This is a genomic window from Aquimarina sp. Aq107, assembly GCF_943733665.1.
GTDB lineage: Bacteria > Bacteroidota > Bacteroidia > Flavobacteriales > Flavobacteriaceae > Aquimarina.
Map to the genome: position 1 here is coordinate 794806 of NZ_OX030782.1, position 21738 is coordinate 816543.

Sequence of the window (21738 nt, forward strand, 5' to 3'; positions counted from 1 at the left end):
GTGGAATGTATTATTGAGAGAAATTAGGGTATTATGTTTGTTGTAAAAAAGCTACTTAGGTTGATGATCTTCTAATAAATACGTGTAGTGCAAGTATGTGGTGTAGCGGTTCGTAATATTCATGAGTTTGAGGTTTTGTGTTAGCCTTATAAAGTTAATTGATATTTTAATTGATTTAGGAGAGATAGCTTTCTTTTCGATATAATGATATGTTTTTTAGCTAAAGACAAGAGTTGATATAACATACCTAATTAGTACAATGATAGTGTGTTAATTCAATCTCCAAAAGCAAATACCCTAGTATTTCTGTAGGTTTTAGTTAAAACAAATTTTTAGCATTACCGCTTAGATTTGTAAGTTTTTACGTACCGGTTCTAGTGATCTATATTTACTAAAAAATAGATGAATGTATTGATTTTGATTACTTTTTACTTGTATTTTATTAGTAGAAATGCCTGTAATCAAACTTTATAGCACAAAATAGTTCTATTTTAGTATCAATATTTCTTGTTACTAATTTTATTTCTATTCTTTTAACTAGAGTATTATTCGTTGCATCATTCGGAATATTTTAAACAAAACATAAACTTTTCTAAAAATCCATGTTTTTAGATTTTTTATAAAATAGTTAACGGTTTAAGTTGTTGAAAATCTGTATCTTAAAAAGAAAATAAGATATGAGAAATAAACTACTTATACTTACCCTACTGTTTTTAATAGCTTGTATCTCTGGTAATGCCAGTGATGATTATTTAGTAAGCAATAGATTGGATACTATTAATGATACTACATTTTCTTTTAAACTAGAATCTACGACTGCCCAACAGTCCATTACGATTATATCCGATGTAAGAGAACCTATGTTAATCAAGGTGATAGATGATTCTGGTTTTATTAGAATTCAGAAAAAACTTCATGTAGATAGAGAAGTTGATATCTCTGGCTTATTAGAAGGCACCTATGTGATTAGAATATACGTTGGTAACCATACTGCTGTAAAAAGATTTTATAAAGGACAAGATGGTGTGGACATAAAGTAATGCGAGCCTATGCATTTTATAGAATGTGTTATAGGTAATACTAAAATATGAATACAAACTCCCATAATCATTATTGATTTGGGAGTTTTTTTATGGAATACATCAACTATTTAGAATAAACTTAGAAATGATTAAAGAACGTTTTGGTTGTAATATTCTTCTTAAGCTTACTACTGAGCAAGAAAAGTATTAATAACATAAAATAAGATGTTTAAAAAGAATCGGAAGAAATGAATAGAATGGGGAAAAAATAGTCATTCCAAATTAATTTGTTATTTTCGTTTTAGGATAAAATGATTATGAAAAGTAAGTATATATCTTATGTTGGAGATATATAGTCACATTTGTTCACTATACTCGCATGTTAGCTCTAATTAACCATAACTAGCAAAAAGACTGAAATGATTCAAAAAAAACTAACGAAACTTGTCGGACTGAAAAAAACTGATTTTGACTTATTTGTTCAAAGTGGTCAAATCAAAATACAACAAGCGAAATTAATTCCGACATTGAAAACTGGAGATGAAATGGCATTAACGTCAATTTTCTTGTCAACAATTAGGTTAGTTAAAGAATATAGAGACGGAATTTTCAAAAGCATCAAATTAAGTAGAGCTGGTAAAGCATATTATTATACAGAAACTTGCTTTCCTGATATTAGTTCATCTCGAATTGATGGATTAATTATCGTTGTGACAAAAGGAATAATTACGGATGCGGTATTCTTCGAAATGAAGAATAAAAACAACGGAATTGACCTGAAACAAGTTGAGGATTATTTGTCTATTTCAAAAAGTTTAAAGGTTAATAAATTGGTAACTGTTTCAAACGAATTTGTCGCTGACTCGACACATTCGCCTGTTAAAGCAAAAGTTCCAAGAAACATTTCATTATATCATTTTTCTTGGACGTATTTAATAACAAAAGGAAGATTACTACTTTTTAAGAATGATTTAAGAATACAGGATAACGACCAAGTGGAGATAATGTCAGAAGCTTTACATTATTTTGAAAGTTCAGTATCTGGAATTTCTGGTTTCATACAAATGAAAGCAGGTTGGAAAGAGCTTGCTGAAAGTATTAGGGCACAAAAAGCGCTAAAACAATCCGATTACTTTATAGAAGAAGCTGTTTTAAGTTGGTATGAGGAAGAAAAAGATATGGCCTTACTTTTAAGTAGAAAACTTGGTGTTTTGGTAAAATCTTCTTCAAAAAACAAAGACAGCGTAAAAAACGATATAAAAAAAGTTATAAAAGACAACTATATCAATGGAGAGTTGGTTATTAAAAATGCTGCTTCGGATATTAAACTTATGGTTGAATTCGAAAGGAGAATAGTATCAATGTCAGTTAAGTTGACACCGCCTTTAGATAGAGGAAACAAAGCTAAAATTACTTGGATTGGAAAGCAACTAGAAAATTGTAAAAAGAAAAATGATACTTTATTTTCAAAATTAGAAAAGGAACTAATAATCGAAGCAGACATAAAATATGCTAAAGCTAACATAAAAGTCAAATTATCAGAATTTGATGAGCTTATTGAATTAACTAAAGACAAGGAAATTCAAGGTTTTAAAATTACTTTGAATAGAGGATTTGGAGCAGGATTTGCAAGCGTTAAAAAATTTATAGTTCTGATTGATAATATGGTTTTAGAATATTATGAAGGAATTGTTCAATATGTAAGCACTTGGACAAGACCAACGCCGAAAATTGTACAAACAGAAACGGAATTAATAAATAACTAGAGTTAACAATAGTTACAAATAATTGTTTTTTCTCGCCTACATTGTAAATTCCTTAGGGATTTACAACTTGGTGTGGAGACGATCGAGCGTTAAGCAATTATCTTGTGGATGATTTTAGCGAAGAGGCGGGCTTGCCGCGATGTGAATCCCCCGGATACTCAAAATCCCGCCATTTGGCGGGATTGAAGTGGAGTCGGAGGCTATCGAACTTTTAGCAGTTTGTTAATAACAGTTTATAAGTATATCAAGCTGTTAACCATATAAGTACAGTGATTGTTTATTTTTGTTATAGCTTAGAATAGTATCTAAATATAACATAATTGTCGACCAGATTGTCGACTATAATATTCAATCAATGACCTCAACATTCTTTTTAAAACGTCCAAAATCTGAAAAGGAAACGCTAATTATTTTTTCGTGTTACTTTAAAAGCGAAGGGAAGAAGTTTTTGTATTCTACAGGCGAGAAGATAAAACCAATAAATTGGGATCAAGAGAATAAACAACCTATTCTAAAAGGTAAGTATAAAGCTGCAAGTAGTAGCATTATTAAACTACAACTGAATCGATACCCAAAAGCCTTTGAGTTAATTCATAATAGGTGCAAAGCGATGGGAGAAGATTTTACTTCGCAGATCTTAAAGCGGGAGTTTGATATCATTTTCAAAAAAGCACCAACTGGCAAAAATACATTTTATGATGCATTTGATGAGTTTATGGATTATAAGATCAAAATGCAAGAATGGTCTTCATCTACTATTAAGAGATATAAGAATATCAAAAACATATTACAGGACTTTGAGAAACAGTCAAAGTATACACTTACGTTTAGCAATATAAATGAGGTTTTTCATGCTGATTTTACAGATTATTGTATGAATGTTCGAGGCCATATTAATAATACCTATTCTCGAAATCTGGGATTGTTCAAAACCTTTATGTTTTGGGCTTTGAAGAAAGGGTACACATATAATAATGCATTTCTGAGTTTTGAGAAGAAAAAGAAAGTAATTACTCAACAAATAGCATTGTCCAAAGTAGATTTACAGAATCTAATGCATTATAATTTCAAAAATGAACGACTGGGGAAAGTCAGGGATGTATTTGTCTTTTCTTGTGTTACTGGGATGAGATTTGGAGAATTAAGATTATTCAAAAAAGAAGATATACGAAATAACTCTATTGTTCTAAAAGAAGAAAAAGAAACCGAGAAAGAGTCTCGTACAATACCATTGAATGAAGTGTCATTACATATTCTTCGTAAATACAATTATAAGTTACCATTGATTGCAAATCAGAAACAAAATGAGTACATAAAGGAAGTGTTCAAAGAAGCTGGTTATATAGATGAGGTTATTAAAACCACAACCAAAGGAAAGGAAAATATAAGAGAAAAGATGCCTTTTTATGAAAGGATATCAACGCATACCGCTAGACGTACATTTATTACAATGATGAAAAAAGAAGGGCTGTCTGACAAATTAATAGCGTCTATAACTGGTCATAGAGATATGAAAACATTAAATCAGTATTATCAGGTGGATGATGATTCTAAAGCCGAAGCTGTGAAAGATGTTTTTAACATGGATATTGGTTTATTAAAAAAAGTGAATTAGATGAAGAGGAAAGAATTTGGATTGGAGATTAAGTTGGAAGAAGGGGCGCAAATAACTTCTATCCAATTAAGTGATGAAACTGTAGAATATTTGAATAGTATTTGGGGAGAAAAAACGTATATCGACTACCTTAAAGAATTTTTGGTTGAAGAAAAGAATTTTGAAATAGCGAATAACGCTGTCATGGAATGCATGAAAGATGCTTTGCCAGAAAATATAAGAGAAAATTGCAAACATTGTAAAGGTGAAACCAAAGATGAAAGCTATAAGGCTTGCACAAAATATTACCTACAAATGAAAGGGACTTTTACGATGGTAGGAACAGAGTTTGTAAACATAGTTTTGAGGCATAAACATATTTATGATAATAAGTATGAATTGCAAAGGTTGACAATTAATTTTTTCAATTGTTTAAATTTTGTCAAAGGTAGAGGGGTTATGTTTATTGATTTGGAAAAGTTATCTCGTTATGCATTAGATGCCAATTTTAAATCACTGTCTCAGTTGTTTCGGAACTCTAGAGTTTTGAAAAGCTTAGAGATAATAAACAACTCTTTAGATTCTTTGAATGAACAGGAGATGGAAAATAAGGTACTTCAGAGAGAGGATGAAAATTACATAGAACTACAAAAAGAATTTTTTGAGAAGAAACAAAGATTCTATAAAGAAAAACTTTTTTTACAGGAAAAAGAGAATAATGCAGATGTAAAAATAAAGGAACAAAATGCACCCGATAAAAAAATCTCAATTCCAAAATATGCGCTCTACATTCATTATCTACAAGCTGTAGGAGAACATCCATATTTCGAGAACCACCCTATTGGTAAATTGACTGCTATTGAAGAATGGTTAGAGAAGGAGGGTATTATCACTACTCCTAAATACTTTCAAATCAAATATAATTTTATCAGTAATCATAAAACAAATAGAATTGCAAATAACCAAGTTTCCAATATTAGTTACGTAGCACATACAATGCTTGCAGATTTTCCTAAAGCAAAGAAATTGGCACTTTCAGAACTAAAATTGGCACAAACTAAGAATAAGTAACTATAAGAGGTAACAGTTACATTATAGTTACCTCATAAAAGCTGGATTACCTTGTGGCTGTATAACAAAAATGCAGAAGTTATGGACAATCCATTTAAGATAATTAGTGAAAGATTATCAAACATTGAAAGCCTTCTATTAGACATAAAACATAAGCCTGTAGAAGAGAGAAAACCTGAAAACCTTACCGTAAAAGAAACTGCAGAACTTCTAAAAGTCTCTGAGCAATCCGTACATAATTACATAAAACGGGGGACGTTGTCTGCACAAAAAGTAGGTAGAATACTATTAATCAAAAGAGCCGATTTAGATAATGCATTAACAGAGGTTAAGTCACTTAAGTATAAAAGAACTTAACCCCTTTGTTTATTGGGTTTTATAATTTTTGAAATAGGTAGTATGTATACATTAGCAGAAAGTAGGACAAACAAAACAGGACAGAATAGCATTATTGTTAATGGAGAAGGTTCCGACCTCAACAAAAAAGATGCGTTAAAAGGTAGGGCAAAACGAAAAACGATCACGCAAATAATGATGTTGCGATTAATAGAAGTAGCACAAGAAAATGGAGAGCCAGAATTGGAGAAATCTTATTGGAATACCTATTACTGTCAGCAAAACATTGTTACAGCGGATAGGAGATTATACGGCAAGTATTGTAAAAACCGCTTTTGTACTTTGTGTTGTAGTATTCGAAAGGCTGAGATGATCAATAAATATTATCCAGTAATGAGAGAATGGAAAGAACCATATTTTCTTACTCTAACTGTGAAAGCCTGTAATGCATACAATTTACCGAGATATATAAAGAAATTGATACAAGGAATACAGAGAATAACAGAAAAACACCGTAAAAGATACCAAAGAGGGAAAGGTAAAAAACTTGTTGGAGTTCGTTCGTTAGAATGCAATTTCAATCCCAAAAAGAAAACATATAATCCGCACTTCCATATAATCACTAAGGACAAATATACTGCTGAGGTTTTATTAGCCGAATGGTTAAAATTATGGACTCCAAAATACACCAATAGAGGGGGACAAAAAATCAAGAAAATCACTAATCTCGAAAGGGGGCTTGTCGAGATCATAAAATATGGTAGTAAAATATTTACAGAACCAGATTTAAAGAAAAGAGAAAAAGAAACAAGTACTACAAAAATCTATATCAAAGCTTTAGATACAATACTAACTGCAATGAAGGGCAAACGTATTTTTGATCGATTTGGTTTTAACTTACCAAAGAAAACTACAAAACAAAAATTCTCTGCAAAGTTGCTTAGTAACTACAACGAATGGGAATATAATTCAAAAACCTGTGATTGGGAAAATTTAGCAACAGGAGAGCTTTTAAGCGGGTATGAGATGCCATCACATTTATCAGCTCTGCTGACGAATAATATTAATAATTCAATTAGCTAAAATTTATTACAACGCTGCTGGTTGGTTTAAGGTGTCTATAAATTTATCTTGTACAGGCTCTTATAGCTTCATAGAAGGTTCTATATTGATCATATTTCACTAAGTCACCATTTTTATCTAGTTCAACTGTTTTGTTTTTTAAGAAATCAACAAAAGAAATTCTTTTTATCGCATAATCACGGAACACAAATTCAAGATTACTACTTTTGTTGATCATATTTTTATCATATCTGAAGGAAAAATCTCCATCGAAATTCCCGTACGAATTAACACAAACAGAATCATTAATATTTAATTTAATAGCTACTAAATCCGTTGTTGTAGAATCATTATGAATCACCTTGCCATAAATGAAATCATTTCCAATAGGTTTGTAACTATCCTCAATTTTTATTACTTCCTCAGCTTCTACTATAGGCGGTGGATCGATTGTAGTTTTTGTTTTGCACGAGTTTAGTAATAAGAACGTTATGAATAAATAAAATAATGTTTTCATATCTGATTCTAGTTATAATATTTTATTACTTCCTTCTGCATAATCTTCCATTGCCAATGGAAAAAATCTTTATGGTTATTTTCGTAATCCATAAGATTAGTAGTTTTTGACTGTTCGAATTTAAATCTATTGTTTTCTTCCACTTTTTTATAATCTCGAATGTTGTTGTCAATTTTAGTAATTCTATTATTTAGCTTTTCAATATTATCACTCACTTGTGTTTGATTATATCTCGAATCATTTAAATATCCACTATTCTTATCTAATTGATCTTGATAAAACTGTTTACTATTATTCATCCTAGTTACATAATCTGAACTTTCTACAAATGTATGTTGTAAACCTAATGCGTGACCTATTTCATGTGATAGATCAGTTTCTAATGCTGAACTTAGGTATAAATAAACAAATTGATCATTTAACGGTAAACTTTGCGCATCTCCTGCTTTACTATCTACGTGTTCTACTCCTAAATAAAAAACGACTAAACCTTTAAAATTATCACCTAAATTACATCTTTCCTTTAATTCGTCTCTACCTTTACTATTTATTTTAGTTCTATTAGAATTAAACATCTCATCCGGTAAATCATTTAAATTGATAAACTCCAGATTATCAAATTCCTTTTCGATGATATTTGGCTTTATAAGAGCTTGATTTAATGAGTTATTTTCTAAGTGAGTTTCAATATCTGATATACTTCGATTAAATTTTTTCTTCAAATAATTTAAAGATCTTGTTTCATCACTATTAACTATAACAAATTTGACATCAACATCAAAGACCTCATCATTCTTTACCACAATAATTTCACCAACAGGACTATCGTTTTTATCCAGTAATTCAATACTTACATCTTGACTTAAAGCATTCTCGCAAATTACTTTAATTTCGGTTCTATCTATCGATGAAACATCTCCATCAAAACCTTTTGCTTTCTCTTTTTCCAAAGCTTTCTGTTCTTTTACTAAATCTTTTATTGATACCTCATCAGGATCAAATTTTATACCGTCTATGGTTGGTAACTTAATCACATCATCCTTTCGGGCTTTACCTTCTATAATATCTAACTTTAAATTTAGTATAACTCCATCCTGATTAGGAAACATACTCAAATATGGAATAAAGTAATCTTGATCATTAATTTGAGTTTCTTTGTATTCATTCTTTAAGTCTTCATAATTAAGAGAAATACCATCGCTGTAATCATCTCTCATCCAATCAAAACCAAACTCACCTTTGTAATTAGCTTTACGCTCAAATAGAACTGTAAATTTTAGATCCTCTACAACTTCGATACTGGTTGTTTTAGTAATCCCTGCGACTTGTAATTTAAAAGTATTTGTTCCCATTAATTTTGCTGCTTAATTACTTCTAACTCTATTTTTTCAAGGTTACCACCTATTTCATAATCAGTTAAAGTATCATTAACTAGTACTTTTCCATTGTATTTGAAATCTACAGTTTGATCATCTAGGTTAATGGTTAATTTCTCACCTATTAGATTCCTAGAATCAATATTTAACAGTATTGTTTCTCCTACTACTGTTTCTTCAATTCTTTTATTATTAGTGTCCGTAATATAATATTCTACAACTCTAGGTTCATTATCAGATGCGTCGCTCTCAACTACGGGAGTAGTATTAGGATATGTAACCCTCCAATATTCTGAGAACTCCGCAGAACCTTCTTTCATTCCTGCTGAGGTGATATTTAGATTAATAGTCATTGGATTCTCACTATCGCTAGTAAATAGCTCCACATAATCAACACAACAAGCATCTATAAAATTGAGCGTTCTTCCTTTACCGTTAAGGGCTCTTGGTTCTAAACGGATTTTTAGTTGCTTAGACATAAATGGATCTACCATCCATTCTAACAACTCTGCATCTTTTGTAGATTCTATTACGACAAATAATCCTGTGAATTGAGGTTTAGAAGAAGGGCTTCCATTATAATCACTCTCTTGTCTGAAAGTATAGGAAAAATCAAGAATGTTTATCTCTTTATCATCAAAGAGCAGTTTTGCCGTAAAACTCATATATGCTTATGTATAAAAAAATACAAATATAAAAGTATATCTGTGATGTAAGTATACGGTAAAACCTTCTATTTATTGTTTTTATGAACTAAAAACATGGGATACTAAGTCGGGGAAAAAATATTACTGTTATAGTTGTTATTAAAATACTATTTTTAGCATTATGATAAAGAAAGATTATTTTCTTTTATAAAAGAAAAATTTAATATTAATTACTTGCAAATTTATATGAAACTTACCGAAATCTTAAGAGACTCTAATTATAAACTAACCCAATTTTCGCAAGAGCAAATTGACAGATTAGAAAGTGAAGTATTTATTGAGGAAACAAGAGGAAAAGATACTCCTTACATAAATTGTTTAGTTCGTAGAAAAAAGATAAAACTAACACCTGAAGAAACTGTTAGACAACTATATCTTACGGTGTTAAATGAAAATTATGGCTATCCATTTGAAAGAATGGAGATTGAATATTCTGTAAGTTTTGGACGTGAAAAAAAACGAGCAGATATTGTGGTTTTTGACAAACAAAATACTCGTTCTGTCTATATAATGGTTGAGTTAAAAAAACCAAAATTAAAAGACGGAAAAGAACAATTAAAATCTTATTGCAATGCAACTGGCGCACCTATTGGTGTCTGGAGTAATGGAGAATCAATTTCTTTTTACAACAGAAAAGACCCAAATTATTTTGAAGATATTCCCAATATTCCAAAAGCAACGGAAAAATTATCTGACGTTTTAACTGAACGTTGGACAATTACTGATTTGGTTGAAAAAGATAAGCTTAGAACCGAAAAAAAATCGTTGAAAGATTTGATTTTGGAAATGGAAGATGAAGTTTTGGCTAATGCAGGAGTAGATGTTTTTGAAGAACTTTTCAAGCTGATTTTTACCAAACTATATGATGAAATGGAAAGCGGACGAAATAAAACTCGTCATTTAGAATTCAGAAATTATGGAGATACTGAAACTGAATTAAAGCAAAAAGTTCAAGATATATTTGACAAAGCAAGAGAAAAATGGGAAGGCGTTTTTACAGATGATTCAAAAATAATGCTTACACCTTCTCACTTATCTGTTTGTGTTTCTTCATTACAAGATGTCAAACTATTTAATTCAAATTTAGATGTTGTAGATGAAGCATTTGAATATTTAATAAACAAAAGTAGTAAAGGAGAAAAAGGGCAATATTTTACACCACGTTATGTAATTGATATGTGTGTAAAAATGATGAACCCTCAAGTACATGAAACAGTAATTGATACTGCTTCTGGAAGTTGTGGATTTCCCGTTCACTCCATTTTTCACGTATGGGAACAAATTCTTAAAGAAAAAGAAATTCCTAAAAGTCATTTATTTACAACTGAAGAAAAACCTGTCGAATGTACCGATTATGTTCAAAATAAAGTTTTTGCTATAGATTTTGACGAAAAAGCAGTTCGTGTAGCTAGAACCTTAAATTTAATTGCTGGAGATGGACAAACTAACGTACTTCACTTAAATACTCTAGATTGGGAACGTTGGGAAGAAAAAACGGAAGACGAAGAATGGCAAGATACATATTTTGAAGGGTGGAAGAAGCTAAAGAAATTAAGGAAAGATAAAAAGAGCAATCGAGATTTTAAATTTGATATTCTAATGGCAAATCCACCATTTGCAGGTGATATTAAAGAAAGTAGAATTTTAGCAAAATATGAATTAGGTAAGAAACCAAATGGTAAATATCAAACCAAAGTTGGTAGAGATATTTTGTTTATTGAAAGAAATTTAGATTTTCTAGCTTCAGGAGGACGAATGGCTGTTGTGTTACCTCAGGGGAGGTTTAATAACAGTTCTGATAAAAATATTCGAGACTATTTGGCGGAAAAATGTAGAATATTAGGTGTAGTTGGTTTACATGGAAATGTCTTTAAGCCGCATACAGGTACTAAAACTTCGGTGCTTTTTGTGCAAAAATGGGATGATAGATTATGTCCTAAAGTAGATGACTATCCAATTTTCTTTGCAACAATGCAAGAACCAAGTAAAGATAATAGTGGGGATAAAATTTTCGTAAAAAATGACGATGGAACCCCTAAATTAGACACCCATGAGCATTTAATAATAAAACATGATTTATTTAATCACGACAACTTAACACAAGATGGGATTGCAGAAGCTTTTGTAGAATTTGCTAAAAAAGAAAAACTTTCTTTTGTGGGAAAGACCTAAGCCCTTTTAGTCAAAACCGTTATAGGGATTTGTTAGAAGGGCTAGAAATCAAAGAAGTTAAATTAAATAAAATTATAAACACGAATTTAATTCGATTAGAACCTGAATTTTATACCGCAAAATCTTTTGATTTAGACTCACCCTTTTCTGGTGAAGAAATAATAGATTTTGTGCAGTATGGAACATCTAAAGAATTAAATGAAGAGTTCAAGGGGTATCCTGTACTTCGGTTAAATGAATTTAAAAGTTGTTTTATAAGTAAGCCATCTAAATATTGTAATAAAATTAATCAAAACACTTATGATTCATTAAGGTTATTGAAAAATGATGTATTGATTTGTCGTACAAATGGAAATTATAAATATGTTGGTAAAAGTGCTATTGTTCCAAAGGATTACAATTATGCTTATGCTTCTTATTTATTTAAAATTAGACCTAAAAATCACCTAATAAATGCTAGTACACTCGTAACATATTTAAATTCTAAGTATGGTAGAATTGAAATTGAAAAATATTCAATGGCAGGTAATCAAGTTAATTTTAGTCCAGCTAAATTCAGGCAACTTAGAATACCAAAATTTATCAAAGAGTTTAACGTAATCATTGAAAAACTGACATATAAATCTTTTGAGCACCTTCAAGAGTCAGATATTTCCTATATCGAAGCTGATGAAGTATTATCAAAAGAAATTGGGTTGCTTAATTTTAAGCCGAGTAATTCCCCTATTAATATAAAGTCTTTTTCAGAAAGTTTGGGTATGTCTAAAAGATTAGATGCAGAATATTATCAGCCAAAATATGATGATTATTTGAAGCTAATTTTTAATTATCATAATGGGTTTGATTCAATTTCTGATTCGTGTAATTTAAAAGGTAGCAATTATAACCCTATTGATGAAAAAAAATATAATTATATAGAATTATCAAATATTGACAAGTCAGGTGATATAAGCGGTTGTACAATAGATTTAGGTAATAAATTGCCCTCAAGAGCAAGAAGATTGGTAAATAAAGGTGATTTAATAATAAGCTCAATTGAAGGAAGTCTAGACTCGTGCGCCTTGGTTACTGAGAATTATAATAACTCATTATGTTCCACAGGGTTTTACGTGATTAACTCAAGTAAAATTAACTCTGAAACATTATTAGTGTTATTCAAGTCGGAATTAATGCAGAATATTTTAAAACAGAATTGCTCAGGAACTATTCTTACTGCGATTAATAAAGATGAGTTCTTAAATATCCCAATACCCCAAATACAGTTAAACATACAACAGCAAATTTCAGAGCTAATAGAATCAAGTTTTTCAAATAAAAGAAAAAGTGAATACTTATTGAATGTAACTAAAAAGGCGGTAGAAATGGCAATAGAGCAAAATGAACAAATTGCTCTAAAGTATATTAATGAAAAAATATCTGATTATGCCAGTTAGTACAGAAAACATAAGAAGATGGATTGAGCAATCTGATATTGATTATATCTCTCATTATATCAAATGTTGGATACCATTTAATGCGTGGTATAATGCAAATTATTCGGCACTAAATACTGACAGAGAAAAAATAAACTCCATTAAAAATAACGGAAATACCATTAGAAATAAAATTAATACTCTAATGGAAAATAATGGACAAGAAAGTTTAGAGTTCAGGAGCTTTTTGGCTTCTCTCCACCAAGAACTTTTAGATACAGATGTCCAAGGAAGTAATGGACGGATTTGGTTTCAAGATATTATTAAAGAAACAAATCCAATAAATCAAATTTCGGAAAACTATAATCGGATTAGTTACTTTGTACGGGTTACTCACGTAAGAGGAGATGTTAGTAACGTTCGGATAAATTTAAACAGAATGACAAATAATTCTTCGGTTTTTAATTATACGCATACTGACTATGATTTAACACATTTAACAAACAATAACGGTTTTGGTAATTTATCTGCTACACAACAAGCTCAAATAAGACATTATTATGGTCAATTGAAACCAATCATTATAAAAAATATGATTGAATTTCATCCTTCACAAGTAGGAGAACCTCAGAATCACTATCCTTGTGACGCTCATAATTTTAAAAGAGACTTATCAAATCCAAACTGCTATTCAATTTATGTCTGCAAATCCTTAATTGAAATTTTGTATCAATTACGGAATGTACTATTTCATGGAGAATTAATACCAAACGAACAAAATCAAAGAATATATAAGAACGCTTACTTCTGTTTAAAATATCTATTGAATAGTTTGAGGTGATATGTTAAAAGTATTTGAATAAGCTAAAATAGAAATATAAGACAATCAATATGTTAAATAACCAAACAAAACAAAAAATAAAGGAGCTTTGGTCGACCTATGAAAGCTATAATGAGTATGAAAATATAGATAAAAAACGCATAGATGCTATAGAAGACATTAAAAAAATAATAAACTCATTTATTATTGGTAAAAGCAATGTTTATGATTTTAAAACTTCTTTAGATGGTTATAATAAGCGTAATAACCTTTGGGGTTTTACAGCTGTTAAAGGGCAAATGTTTTTTAATCAAATTGTTAATTCCTATAACGATAATATAGATGAGTTAACAGAACTTTTGAAAACAATAATTACTGAGCCAAAAGATTTAAATGATGCTTTACAACGAATTACTAAGTTAGAAAATGAATTACAAGATGGTTATAATGATGCGCCTGATAAACGTAAAGTGCCTAAACCATCTTCAATAGGATACTTTTTGTCTTATTTTTGGCAAATACACAATCCAGAAAAGTGGGCAATATTATTTACTTCAATGATAACTGCTTTTAAGGAAATAGGCATATGGAATGAAAAGGAAACTCAAAAAGAAATTTATAATCAATTTTATTTATTGAATGAAGAGATAAAAGCATATTTAATAAAACAAACAAGTGCTCCAATCAATAATTGGGATATTGAACATTGTTTTTGGGATTTGTATTTAAAAAAAAATAACATTTCTCAAAATACTACTATCCATACTAATAAAGAAAGTCAAAGTTCCGCTAAAGCTATTGAAAAGGTAGATGTTGATTTGATAAAAGCAAGCTTTAATATTGAAGACTATTTAATACCTAAGATTTCTAATTTAATTCAGTTAGGAGAGGATGATACTAAAAGTTCAGCGGAGAGAGGTAGTTTGTTTGAAAAGAATGTTGCAGAAGTTTTTAAATTATTGGATTTTGAAGTTAAGGAATATGGGCAAGGTACTGGACGTAATGCAGATGCTATTCTAAGGTTTAGAGAAGAGAATATAGCATTTATCGTTGATGCTAAGGCTTATGTAAATGGGTATGATTTAGGAATTGATGATAGAGCTATTAGGGAATATATAAATAATTATTCACCAATTTTGGCTAAGGATGGTTACAAAAGAATAGGGTTTATTATCGTAAGTAATAGTTTTAAATCTGATTTGGATACTTTCATAAATGATATTACTTGGAGTACAGATGTAAAAAGATTTATGTTGTTGACCTCAAATGCATTACTTCATTTGTTGGCTTATAAAACAAGATATAATATTCCTCTAAGTCAAATTATTGAAAATATTATAAAATTAGGTTCAGTTATTAGTGAAAAGGAAATAATTGGAATATTTGAAGATATTTAATTAAATAACTGAATAAAATTAGAGTTTCTGTCAACTAAAAAAAAGCTTTGTTAATCAAATGATTACAAGTGTTTTTGCGGAGAAAGAGGGATTTACATCTTTATTGTCACATGGTTAAAAAAATAAAATTGTCGACCAAATTGTCGACTAAAAATTAAAACTCCCGTAATCATTAGTGATTCGGGAGTTTTTTGTGGAGTCGGAGGGATTCGAACCCTCGTCCAAACAAGTAATACAATAGCTTTCTACACGCTTAGTTTTTGTTTAGATTTTCGTGGGATTGCCGGCCAAAAACCGCCAACGCACCCCTTATTCTCAATTGATTTCGAAACTATATCAAGATCCTATAGTTTCTAGGTTTATTTTTACGATACTCAAAACCAAACGCCATAAACCAAGGCTTCTGAAGAGTATCCTGCTTGTCTACCTAGTAGACCGAGGCACTATCCTACTATAATTCGGATTATGCAGCTAGGGCGTAGTTATTCTCGCCGTTTAAAAAAGGTGAAATATGATATTTACGAGCTGTATCTCAGCGCTCGACGTGCTTACCACTCTATTAATCTCGCTGTCAAAACCAGTCGACCCCGATATTTATGTAATTGGTATTCATTTAAAGTTAATTTGACATAAATTACCCTAGTTAGAATACCAAAATGGTTGGCAAAGATAATCATATTTGTCATATCTTAGCCGCGCTTTTAAATAAACAAAATACATACCAAACCTATATGACTACATTCGGAATAATTAAAGAGCGTAAAAACCCGCCAGATCGTCGGGTAGTCTTTTCTCCCAAAGGGATTAGTGACACGATGTCTAAGTTTCCTGAAGCATCTTTTAAGGTAGAAAGCTCTGATATTAGAATTTTTGATGATGCTTCATATAAAAATGTAGGCGTAGCAGTTACTGATGATATTAATGACTGTGATGTATTATTAGGTGTAAAAGAAGTTCCTATTGATGCCTTGATTCCGAATAAAAAATACTTTTTCTTTTCGCATACGATAAAAAAACAACCTTATAATAGAAAATTGCTAAAAGCGATTTTAGATAAGAACATAGAATTATATGATCACGAGGTTATCGTAAATCAAAAAGGGTGGAGACTGATAGGTTTTGGAAAATATGCCGGTATTGTCGGCGCGTATAATGGTTTTAGAGCATTTGGATTGAAAAACGAAAGTTTTATACTTCCTAAAGCAGAAACTCTACCAGATCAAAAAGCGTTGGAAACTGAGTTGTCCAAAATTAATCTACCAAGTATTAAAATTGTTCTAACAGGAAATGGTAAAGTAGGAAGTGGAGCTAAAGAAATTTTAGATGCAATGCGAATTAAAGAAGTTTCTGTTGATGAATATCTGAATACTGTATTTGATGAAGCTGTATATACCCAGATTGATGTATTAGATTATAACAAACGAAAAGACGGTCAGCTATTAGATAAAAGTGATTTTTATAATAATCCAGAGGAGTATGATAGTGATTTCATGAAATTTGCTAAAGTAAGTGATCTGTATATGGCAGGACATTTTTTTGGTGATGGTGCGCCTTATATTTATACTAGAGAGGATGCAAAATCAACAGATTTTAACATCAGTGTAGTTGCTGATATTTCTTGTGATATTGATGGCCCTGTCGCTACTACCATAAGATCATCTACCATAGCAGATCCAATTTATGGATATCATCCTCATAAGGAAGAAGAAGTAGATTTTAAAGATCCAGAAGCTATTGTAGTAATGGCAGTGGATAATTTACCTTGCGAGTTGCCAAAAGATGCGAGTGAAGGTTTTGGAACTATGTTTATGGAACACGTAATACCAGCTTTTTTTAATAATGATATTGATGGAGTATTAGAAAGAGCGAGAATGACTCAATCTGGTAAGCTTACGGATCGATATAATTACTTACAGGATTATGTTGATGGAAAAGAATAGTTTATATAACGCAAATTATACGAAGAATGACGACTAAGCAACTTGTTGATCAAATTTGGAAAAAGAAATCCTTTCTATGTGTAGGTCTAGATGTGGATCTTAACAAAGTACCAAAACATATATTAGAGACAGAAGATCCTATTTTCGAATTCAATAAAAAAATCATTGATGCTACGCATCATCTAGCAGTTGCGTATAAACCGAACATAGCTTTTTATGAAGCTTATGGTCTAAAAGGTTGGAAGTCTTTAGAAAAAACTATCCAATATTTAAATACGAATCATCCTGAGGTGTTTACAATAGCGGATGCTAAAAGAGGTGATATTGGTAATACAAGTTCTATGTATGCCAAAGCATTTTTTGAAGATTTAGAGTTTGATTCTATAACCGTAGCTCCTTATATGGGTAAGGATTCTATAGAGCCCTTTTTGGCTTTTGAAGACAAACATACGATTATGCTTGCGCTGACTTCTAACCAAGGAGCTTTTGATTTTCAGACTAAAATGGTTGATGGGACAGAATTGTATAAGCAAGTATTAGAGACTTCTAAAGGCTGGAAAAACGCAGATAACTTGATGTATGTGGTAGGAGCTACAAAAGCAGAATACCTGGCGGATATAAGAAAGATTATTCCTGATAGTTTTTTATTAGTTCCTGGAGTTGGAGCGCAAGGTGGAAATCTACAAGATGTATGTAAATATGGTATAAATGATCAGATTGGTCTATTAATTAATTCATCTAGAGGAATCATCTATGCTTCTGATGGATTGGATTTTGATACCGTTGCTGGCGAAAAAGCAAAAGAGCTTCAGTTACAAATGGAAGAAATATTAGATGCAAGAAAATAACAAAAGGAGATTACCTGTAATCTCCTTTTGCTGTAGTTTTTAAAATTAAAAACTAGCGTCTATTGGCTTTAAATACTTGTTTTGCATATCCTATAAGCCCATACGTGATGAAAATTACAAAAAACGCTAAACAAGCATAGATAATAATGTTAAGTAATATTGAATTCATAGCCCCAAAATTTTAAATTAATATTTCTTCTTATAAGATACGGTTTTTTTTAGAGAATATTAATTTTAAATAGTTAATTTTTAGGTGGTTGTGTTTTTTTTAGTATTGTAGCTAGTCTCAGTTAAAGTATGATTTATATAGATCAATTAGATAGAAAAATCACCTTAGTTTCTACTCCTGTAAGAATAATATCATTGGTGCCTTCTCAGACAGAGCTTTTGGTTGATTTAGGTTTGTCTGATTTTATTGTTGGGGTTACTAAGTTCTGTGTACATCCAGATACTATAAGAAAGGAAAAGGTTGTCGTCGGAGGAACAAAAAATATACACTTACAAAGAATCAAAGAATTGAATCCAGATATCATTTTATGTAATAAAGAAGAAAACACCAAAGAGATTGTCGAAACATTGGAACAAAATTATTCTGTACATGTTTCAGACATTGCTACCATAGCAGAGTCACTGGAGTTAATCAGTCAATATGGCGAAATTTTTGACAGAAGGGATAATGCAAAAAAACTTACGGATAAAATTAAACTAGAGGCAAAAGAGTTTTCTGAATTTATACAAAACAAACCAAAAAAGAAGGTTGCCTATTTTATTTGGAGAAAACCTTGGATGGTGGCCGGAAAAGGAACATTTATTCATCATTTATTGGAGATAAATGGTTTTATAAATGTATTCGGTAATCAAGAACGATATCCTAATATTCCAGAAGAAGATCTAGCCGCCTTATCTAATCTTGATTTTATCTTGTTGTCATCAGAGCCTTTTCCTTTTTCTGAAGAACACCAGGAAGAAATGACTAAGTTAGTGCATGAGGTTAAAACACTTTTGGTAGATGGGGAATATTTTTCTTGGCATGGGTCTCGATTGGCTAAAGCATTTACTTATTTTAGATCACTTCATGAAAACTAATACATTGAACAATACATTAAATACTGTTAATCCTTCTTATACTGTATAAGAAGTAGTTATCTTTACGTCATCAATCAGTCTATGCTTAATTATTCTATATATCGCCATCCAGATAATACCAAATGGGTGACCTTTGTTCACGGAGCAGGCGGAAGCTCTTCTATATGGTTCAAACAGGTTAGAGAGTTTAGAAAGCATTATAACGTGCTATTATTGGACTTAAGAGGTCATGGTAAATCTAAACCAGCAATTAAAGATGCTTTTAACTTTAAATACACTTTTGATTTTATAACAGATGATATTCTAGAAGTTATAGACCATGAACAGATAGGATCGTCTCATTTTATAGGAATCTCGCTAGGTACCATTTTAATCAGAAATCTTGCAGAGAAATATCCGGATCGAGTGGATAGTATGATTATGGGAGGTGCAATCATGAAATTAAACTTTAGATCTCAGGTTCTGATGAAATTGGGAGTTGTGTTTAAATCTGTGATTCCATATATGTTTTTGTATAAGTTTTTTGCATTTATTATAATGCCTAAAAAGAATCATAAGCAATCGAGATTATTATTTGCAAACGAAGCTAAAAAGTTGTATCAAAAAGAGTTTATTCGTTGGTTTCGGCTGACTTCTGAGATAAATCCTTTACTACGTTTTTTTAGAGATAAGGATATAAAAATACCTACACTTTATGTAATGGGAGAAGAAGATTACCTGTTTTTACCATCTATAGAAAAAATAGTTTCTTTACATGAATTTTCTAATCTCTTTGTGGTTAAGAACTCTGGACATGTTGTAAATGTAGAGCAACCAGAGATTTTTAATGAAGAATCTTTATCCTTTTTGAATCGGTTCTCTCTATAATATCAAATACATCCATCTTATGACTGATGCTGTAGTTTTTTAATTTCGATTAAAAGTTTGCTTGCTTCCTCGTGTAAAAGATCACTTTTTTCTTTATTCTTAATCGCTAGATTATACGCGTTTTTCATTAGCCTACAATATCGTTTTTGTAGTTTATCAAGATTAGATTTGTCTTTAGTCCAATAGAACATATACTCTCTCTTTTTCTTTTTTACAAAAGTATTAGCTAGGATTCTAAATGATTCTTAAGACTACGTTAAGTTTGTTTAATACAATATTAAAAAAGGATAGTGCAATTGCATGTACACTATCCTTTTTTATGGCTAATCAAATAATTTATTGTGTTTAGTATCCGTCGTTTTGTTCTAGATTAGGATTTACATTTCTTTCTCTTTGTGGTATTGGTAACACTAATCTATCATCATCAAATGGTAATGCTCCTATAGAAACTTCTAATCTTTTAAAATCATGTAATTTGTGTCCTTCAAAAGATAATTCACGTAGTCTCTCTAATATAATATCTACATAAGCTACATCTGTTAGCGCAAAAGCATTTGATCTAGTACGTACTAGATTTACATCACTTGTTGGATCCGCTCCAACTGCTGTACTAAGGACAAAATTAGATTCGGCACGTATTAAATGCATTTCTGGTAATCTGATAAATGGAATGTTAGAGTTTCCGAATATCCATTTATAAGATGCTATTCCGGATCCTGTTTCTGAATCTACATAAAAGTAACCAGCTCTTAGATCATTGAAGTCATCAAATATTCCAAAAAATGCATCTTCGATAGAGATATCTGGATTTCCAGGTCTTCCGCCGAATCTGTCCGTAGCCCAAAATGTATTCATGCTATTGGCACCATCAGAATCTGTTACTTGCCAAGCGAAGATGTCTTCAGTAGAGTTATCATCATTATTATAGGCATCATCAAGAGTTTCGGTTAGAACGAATCGCCCTGATTGTATTACTTCATTAGATAAATCTCTAGCTTGTTCATAATTACCAATCTGTAAATGGATTCTTGCTAATAAGGATTTAGCAGCATTTACAGATGCAAAAACACCATTGGTTTCAGGTAATAATACAATCGCATCTTCTAGATCATTGATGATGAAATCATATACTTCCCCAATTGTATTTCTAGATGGATAAGTAATATCCTCATATTGGATTACTGGCGTTCTTATAATAGGTACGCCCAGTTCGCCGTCATTTAGTCTGTTGTTATTATGTTTAGAGAAAAAACGTAATAAATCAAAATAGGTTACTGCTCTTAAAAACTTAGCTTGACCTTCTACTGAATTTTTACTATCCAGATTTTCAAAAACATCTAGGTTGTCTAAGACAATATTAGCTTGATTACTGATATCATATCCATTTAACCATAAGTTAGCGACAAACGTATTATTAGTGTTGATCACCTTGTTGTTAAACTCTCCAGGATCAGAAAATGTTCCGTTCCATTTTAATTCTTGATCATTTCCTAGCAATTCGGCGATTGTATATAGTTGACCGCCATAACTAGCCGCTTGTCCTGCTTGTGCATATGCTCCAATAAGAATGTTGCTTACTTTCTCGGGAGTATCGAACGCGTCATCTGTTGTTAATGATTGATCCGGGTCAGTGTCTAGTCTGTTCTCACAACCGATGTTTGCAATTGTAAGAGTAAAGATTAGTATAATTTTTATGTATGTTTTCATTTTTTTTGGCTTTTAGGTTAGTACTAAATTTTAAAAAC

The 21738-nt window shown here is 30.8% G+C and carries 19 protein-coding genes and 1 other RNA gene; 14 read left to right on the forward strand and 6 right to left on the reverse strand.

The features are described 5' to 3' along the window. The first annotated feature begins 677 nt into the window (after positions 1–677). The 6 genes from NMK29_RS03120 to NMK29_RS03145 all read left to right on the forward strand — a co-directional run bounded on the left by NMK29_RS03120 (position 678) and on the right by NMK29_RS03145 (position 6872). Positions 678–1040: a T9SS type A sorting domain-containing protein gene (locus NMK29_RS03120; RefSeq protein WP_108801536.1), complete on the forward strand. Its 363-nt coding sequence runs from the start codon at positions 678–680 to the stop codon at positions 1038–1040. Positions 1041–1441: 401 nt separating this feature from the next. After that, positions 1442–2788 (forward strand): hypothetical protein, encoded by a 1347-nt coding sequence (locus NMK29_RS03125; protein ID WP_108801537.1) that lies wholly within the window; start codon positions 1442–1444, stop codon positions 2786–2788. 355 nt (positions 2789–3143) lie between these two features. Continuing rightward, a complete protein-coding gene (locus NMK29_RS03130; RefSeq protein WP_108801538.1) occupies positions 3144–4403 on the forward strand; it encodes a tyrosine-type recombinase/integrase in 1260 nt (419 codons plus the stop codon). Continuing rightward, positions 4404–5453 carry a hypothetical protein gene (locus tag NMK29_RS03135; RefSeq protein ID WP_108801539.1) on the forward strand — a complete coding sequence of 350 codons (1050 nt, stop codon included), beginning with the start codon at positions 4404–4406 and terminating at the stop codon, positions 5451–5453. A gap of 81 nt (positions 5454–5534) precedes the next feature. After that, a complete protein-coding gene (locus NMK29_RS03140; RefSeq protein WP_159092059.1) occupies positions 5535–5810 on the forward strand; it encodes a helix-turn-helix domain-containing protein in 276 nt (91 codons plus the stop codon). Positions 5811–5852: 42 nt separating this feature from the next. After that, the gene (locus NMK29_RS03145) at positions 5853–6872 is read left to right on the forward strand and encodes a protein rep (protein WP_108801541.1); all 1020 of its coding nucleotides are present in this window, start codon (positions 5853–5855) and stop codon (positions 6870–6872) included. Positions 6873–6915: 43 nt separating this feature from the next. Here NMK29_RS03145 and NMK29_RS03150 read toward each other — a convergent pair whose 3' ends face one another. From NMK29_RS03150 to tssD, 3 genes are read right to left on the reverse strand one after another with little or no spacing between them, the layout of a single operon-like run. Beyond that, positions 6916–7368, reverse strand: a complete 453-nt coding sequence (locus tag NMK29_RS03150) for a hypothetical protein (RefSeq protein WP_108801542.1) — start codon at positions 7366–7368, stop codon at positions 6916–6918. A gap of 8 nt (positions 7369–7376) precedes the next feature. Next, positions 7377–8720 (reverse strand): hypothetical protein, encoded by a 1344-nt coding sequence (locus NMK29_RS03155; protein ID WP_108801543.1) that lies wholly within the window; start codon positions 8718–8720, stop codon positions 7377–7379. Continuing rightward, entirely contained in the window at positions 8720–9409 is a 690-nt protein-coding gene (gene tssD, locus NMK29_RS03160; protein ID WP_108801544.1) for a type VI secretion system tube protein TssD, read from the reverse strand. Before tssD ends, NMK29_RS03155 begins: the two co-directional genes overlap by 1 nt. A gap of 228 nt (positions 9410–9637) precedes the next feature. Here tssD and NMK29_RS03165 point away from each other — a divergent pair, with 228 nt between their 5' ends. The 4 genes from NMK29_RS03165 to NMK29_RS03180 are packed head-to-tail and all read left to right on the forward strand — an operon-like array spanning position 9638 to position 15252. Then, positions 9638–11623 carry an N-6 DNA methylase gene (locus NMK29_RS03165; RefSeq protein ID WP_108801545.1) on the forward strand — a complete coding sequence of 662 codons (1986 nt, stop codon included), beginning with the start codon at positions 9638–9640 and terminating at the stop codon, positions 11621–11623. A gap of 29 nt (positions 11624–11652) precedes the next feature. After that, a complete protein-coding gene (locus NMK29_RS03170) occupies positions 11653–13056 on the forward strand; it encodes a restriction endonuclease subunit S (protein WP_108801546.1) in 1404 nt (467 codons plus the stop codon). Beyond that, positions 13046–13876 carry a hypothetical protein gene (locus tag NMK29_RS03175; RefSeq protein WP_159092060.1) on the forward strand — a complete coding sequence of 277 codons (831 nt, stop codon included), beginning with the start codon at positions 13046–13048 and terminating at the stop codon, positions 13874–13876. Before NMK29_RS03170 ends, NMK29_RS03175 begins: the two co-directional genes overlap by 11 nt. A gap of 50 nt (positions 13877–13926) precedes the next feature. Next, on the forward strand, positions 13927–15252 hold the full coding sequence (locus NMK29_RS03180; protein WP_108801548.1) for a hypothetical protein: 1326 nt from the start codon (positions 13927–13929) through the stop codon (positions 15250–15252). Positions 15253–15443: 191 nt separating this feature from the next. Here NMK29_RS03180 and ssrA read toward each other — a convergent pair. Further along, positions 15444–15841: a transfer-messenger RNA gene (gene ssrA, locus NMK29_RS03185) on the reverse strand. 142 nt (positions 15842–15983) lie between these two features. Here ssrA and NMK29_RS03190 point away from each other — a divergent pair. The 4 genes from NMK29_RS03190 (at position 15984) to NMK29_RS03205 (ending at position 19993) form a co-directional block, all read left to right on the forward strand. After that, positions 15984–17192, forward strand: a complete 1209-nt coding sequence (locus tag NMK29_RS03190) for an NAD(P)-dependent oxidoreductase (RefSeq protein WP_108801802.1) — start codon at positions 15984–15986, stop codon at positions 17190–17192. A 26-nt stretch (positions 17193–17218) separates the two neighbouring features. Then, complete coding sequence (pyrF, locus tag NMK29_RS03195) at positions 17219–18040, forward strand: orotidine-5'-phosphate decarboxylase (protein WP_108801549.1); 822 nt, start codon at positions 17219–17221, stop codon at positions 18038–18040. 297 nt (positions 18041–18337) lie between these two features. After that, positions 18338–19126, forward strand: coding sequence for an ABC transporter substrate-binding protein (locus tag NMK29_RS03200; RefSeq protein ID WP_108801550.1), 789 nt, complete (start codon positions 18338–18340; stop codon positions 19124–19126). An 81-nt stretch (positions 19127–19207) separates the two neighbouring features. Next, positions 19208–19993: an alpha/beta fold hydrolase gene (locus tag NMK29_RS03205; protein WP_108801551.1), complete on the forward strand. Its 786-nt coding sequence runs from the start codon at positions 19208–19210 to the stop codon at positions 19991–19993. Between the two features lie 17 nt (positions 19994–20010). Here NMK29_RS03205 and NMK29_RS03210 read toward each other — a convergent pair whose 3' ends face one another. Continuing rightward, the gene (locus NMK29_RS03210; protein WP_108801552.1) at positions 20011–20184 is read right to left on the reverse strand and encodes a Lacal_2735 family protein; all 174 of its coding nucleotides are present in this window, start codon (positions 20182–20184) and stop codon (positions 20011–20013) included. A 154-nt stretch (positions 20185–20338) separates the two neighbouring features. Next, the gene (locus NMK29_RS03215) at positions 20339–21700 is read right to left on the reverse strand and encodes a RagB/SusD family nutrient uptake outer membrane protein (RefSeq protein WP_108801553.1); all 1362 of its coding nucleotides are present in this window, start codon (positions 21698–21700) and stop codon (positions 20339–20341) included. Positions 21701–21738 lie beyond the last annotated feature (38 nt).

Excerpts from the sequence above, each read along its gene's own strand:
- NMK29_RS03120 (WP_108801536.1), top strand. The coding sequence starts at position 678 with ATGAGAAATAAACTACTTATACTTACCCTACTGTTTTTAATAGCTTGT.
- NMK29_RS03125 (WP_108801537.1), top strand. The coding sequence starts at position 1,442 with ATGATTCAAAAAAAACTAACGAAACTTGTCGGACTGAAAAAAACTGAT.
- NMK29_RS03130 (WP_108801538.1), top strand. The coding sequence starts at position 3,144 with ATGACCTCAACATTCTTTTTAAAACGTCCAAAATCTGAAAAGGAAACG.
- NMK29_RS03135 (WP_108801539.1), top strand. The coding sequence starts at position 4,404 with ATGAAGAGGAAAGAATTTGGATTGGAGATTAAGTTGGAAGAAGGGGCG.
- NMK29_RS03140 (WP_159092059.1), top strand. The coding sequence starts at position 5,535 with ATGGACAATCCATTTAAGATAATTAGTGAAAGATTATCAAACATTGAA.
- NMK29_RS03145 (WP_108801541.1), top strand. The coding sequence starts at position 5,853 with ATGTATACATTAGCAGAAAGTAGGACAAACAAAACAGGACAGAATAGC.
- NMK29_RS03150 (WP_108801542.1), bottom strand. The coding sequence starts at position 7,368 with ATGAAAACATTATTTTATTTATTCATAACGTTCTTATTACTAAACTCG.
- NMK29_RS03155 (WP_108801543.1), bottom strand. The coding sequence starts at position 8,720 with ATGGGAACAAATACTTTTAAATTACAAGTCGCAGGGATTACTAAAACA.
- tssD (WP_108801544.1), bottom strand. The coding sequence starts at position 9,409 with ATGAGTTTTACGGCAAAACTGCTCTTTGATGATAAAGAGATAAACATT.
- NMK29_RS03165 (WP_108801545.1), top strand. The coding sequence starts at position 9,638 with ATGAAACTTACCGAAATCTTAAGAGACTCTAATTATAAACTAACCCAA.
- NMK29_RS03175 (WP_159092060.1), top strand. The coding sequence starts at position 13,046 with ATGCCAGTTAGTACAGAAAACATAAGAAGATGGATTGAGCAATCTGAT.
- NMK29_RS03180 (WP_108801548.1), top strand. The coding sequence starts at position 13,927 with ATGTTAAATAACCAAACAAAACAAAAAATAAAGGAGCTTTGGTCGACC.
- NMK29_RS03190 (WP_108801802.1), top strand. The coding sequence starts at position 15,984 with ATGACTACATTCGGAATAATTAAAGAGCGTAAAAACCCGCCAGATCGT.
- pyrF (WP_108801549.1), top strand. The coding sequence starts at position 17,219 with ATGACGACTAAGCAACTTGTTGATCAAATTTGGAAAAAGAAATCCTTT.
- NMK29_RS03200 (WP_108801550.1), top strand. The coding sequence starts at position 18,338 with ATGATTTATATAGATCAATTAGATAGAAAAATCACCTTAGTTTCTACT.
- NMK29_RS03205 (WP_108801551.1), top strand. The coding sequence starts at position 19,208 with ATGCTTAATTATTCTATATATCGCCATCCAGATAATACCAAATGGGTG.
- NMK29_RS03210 (WP_108801552.1), bottom strand. The coding sequence starts at position 20,184 with ATGTTCTATTGGACTAAAGACAAATCTAATCTTGATAAACTACAAAAA.
- NMK29_RS03215 (WP_108801553.1), bottom strand. The coding sequence starts at position 21,700 with ATGAAAACATACATAAAAATTATACTAATCTTTACTCTTACAATTGCA.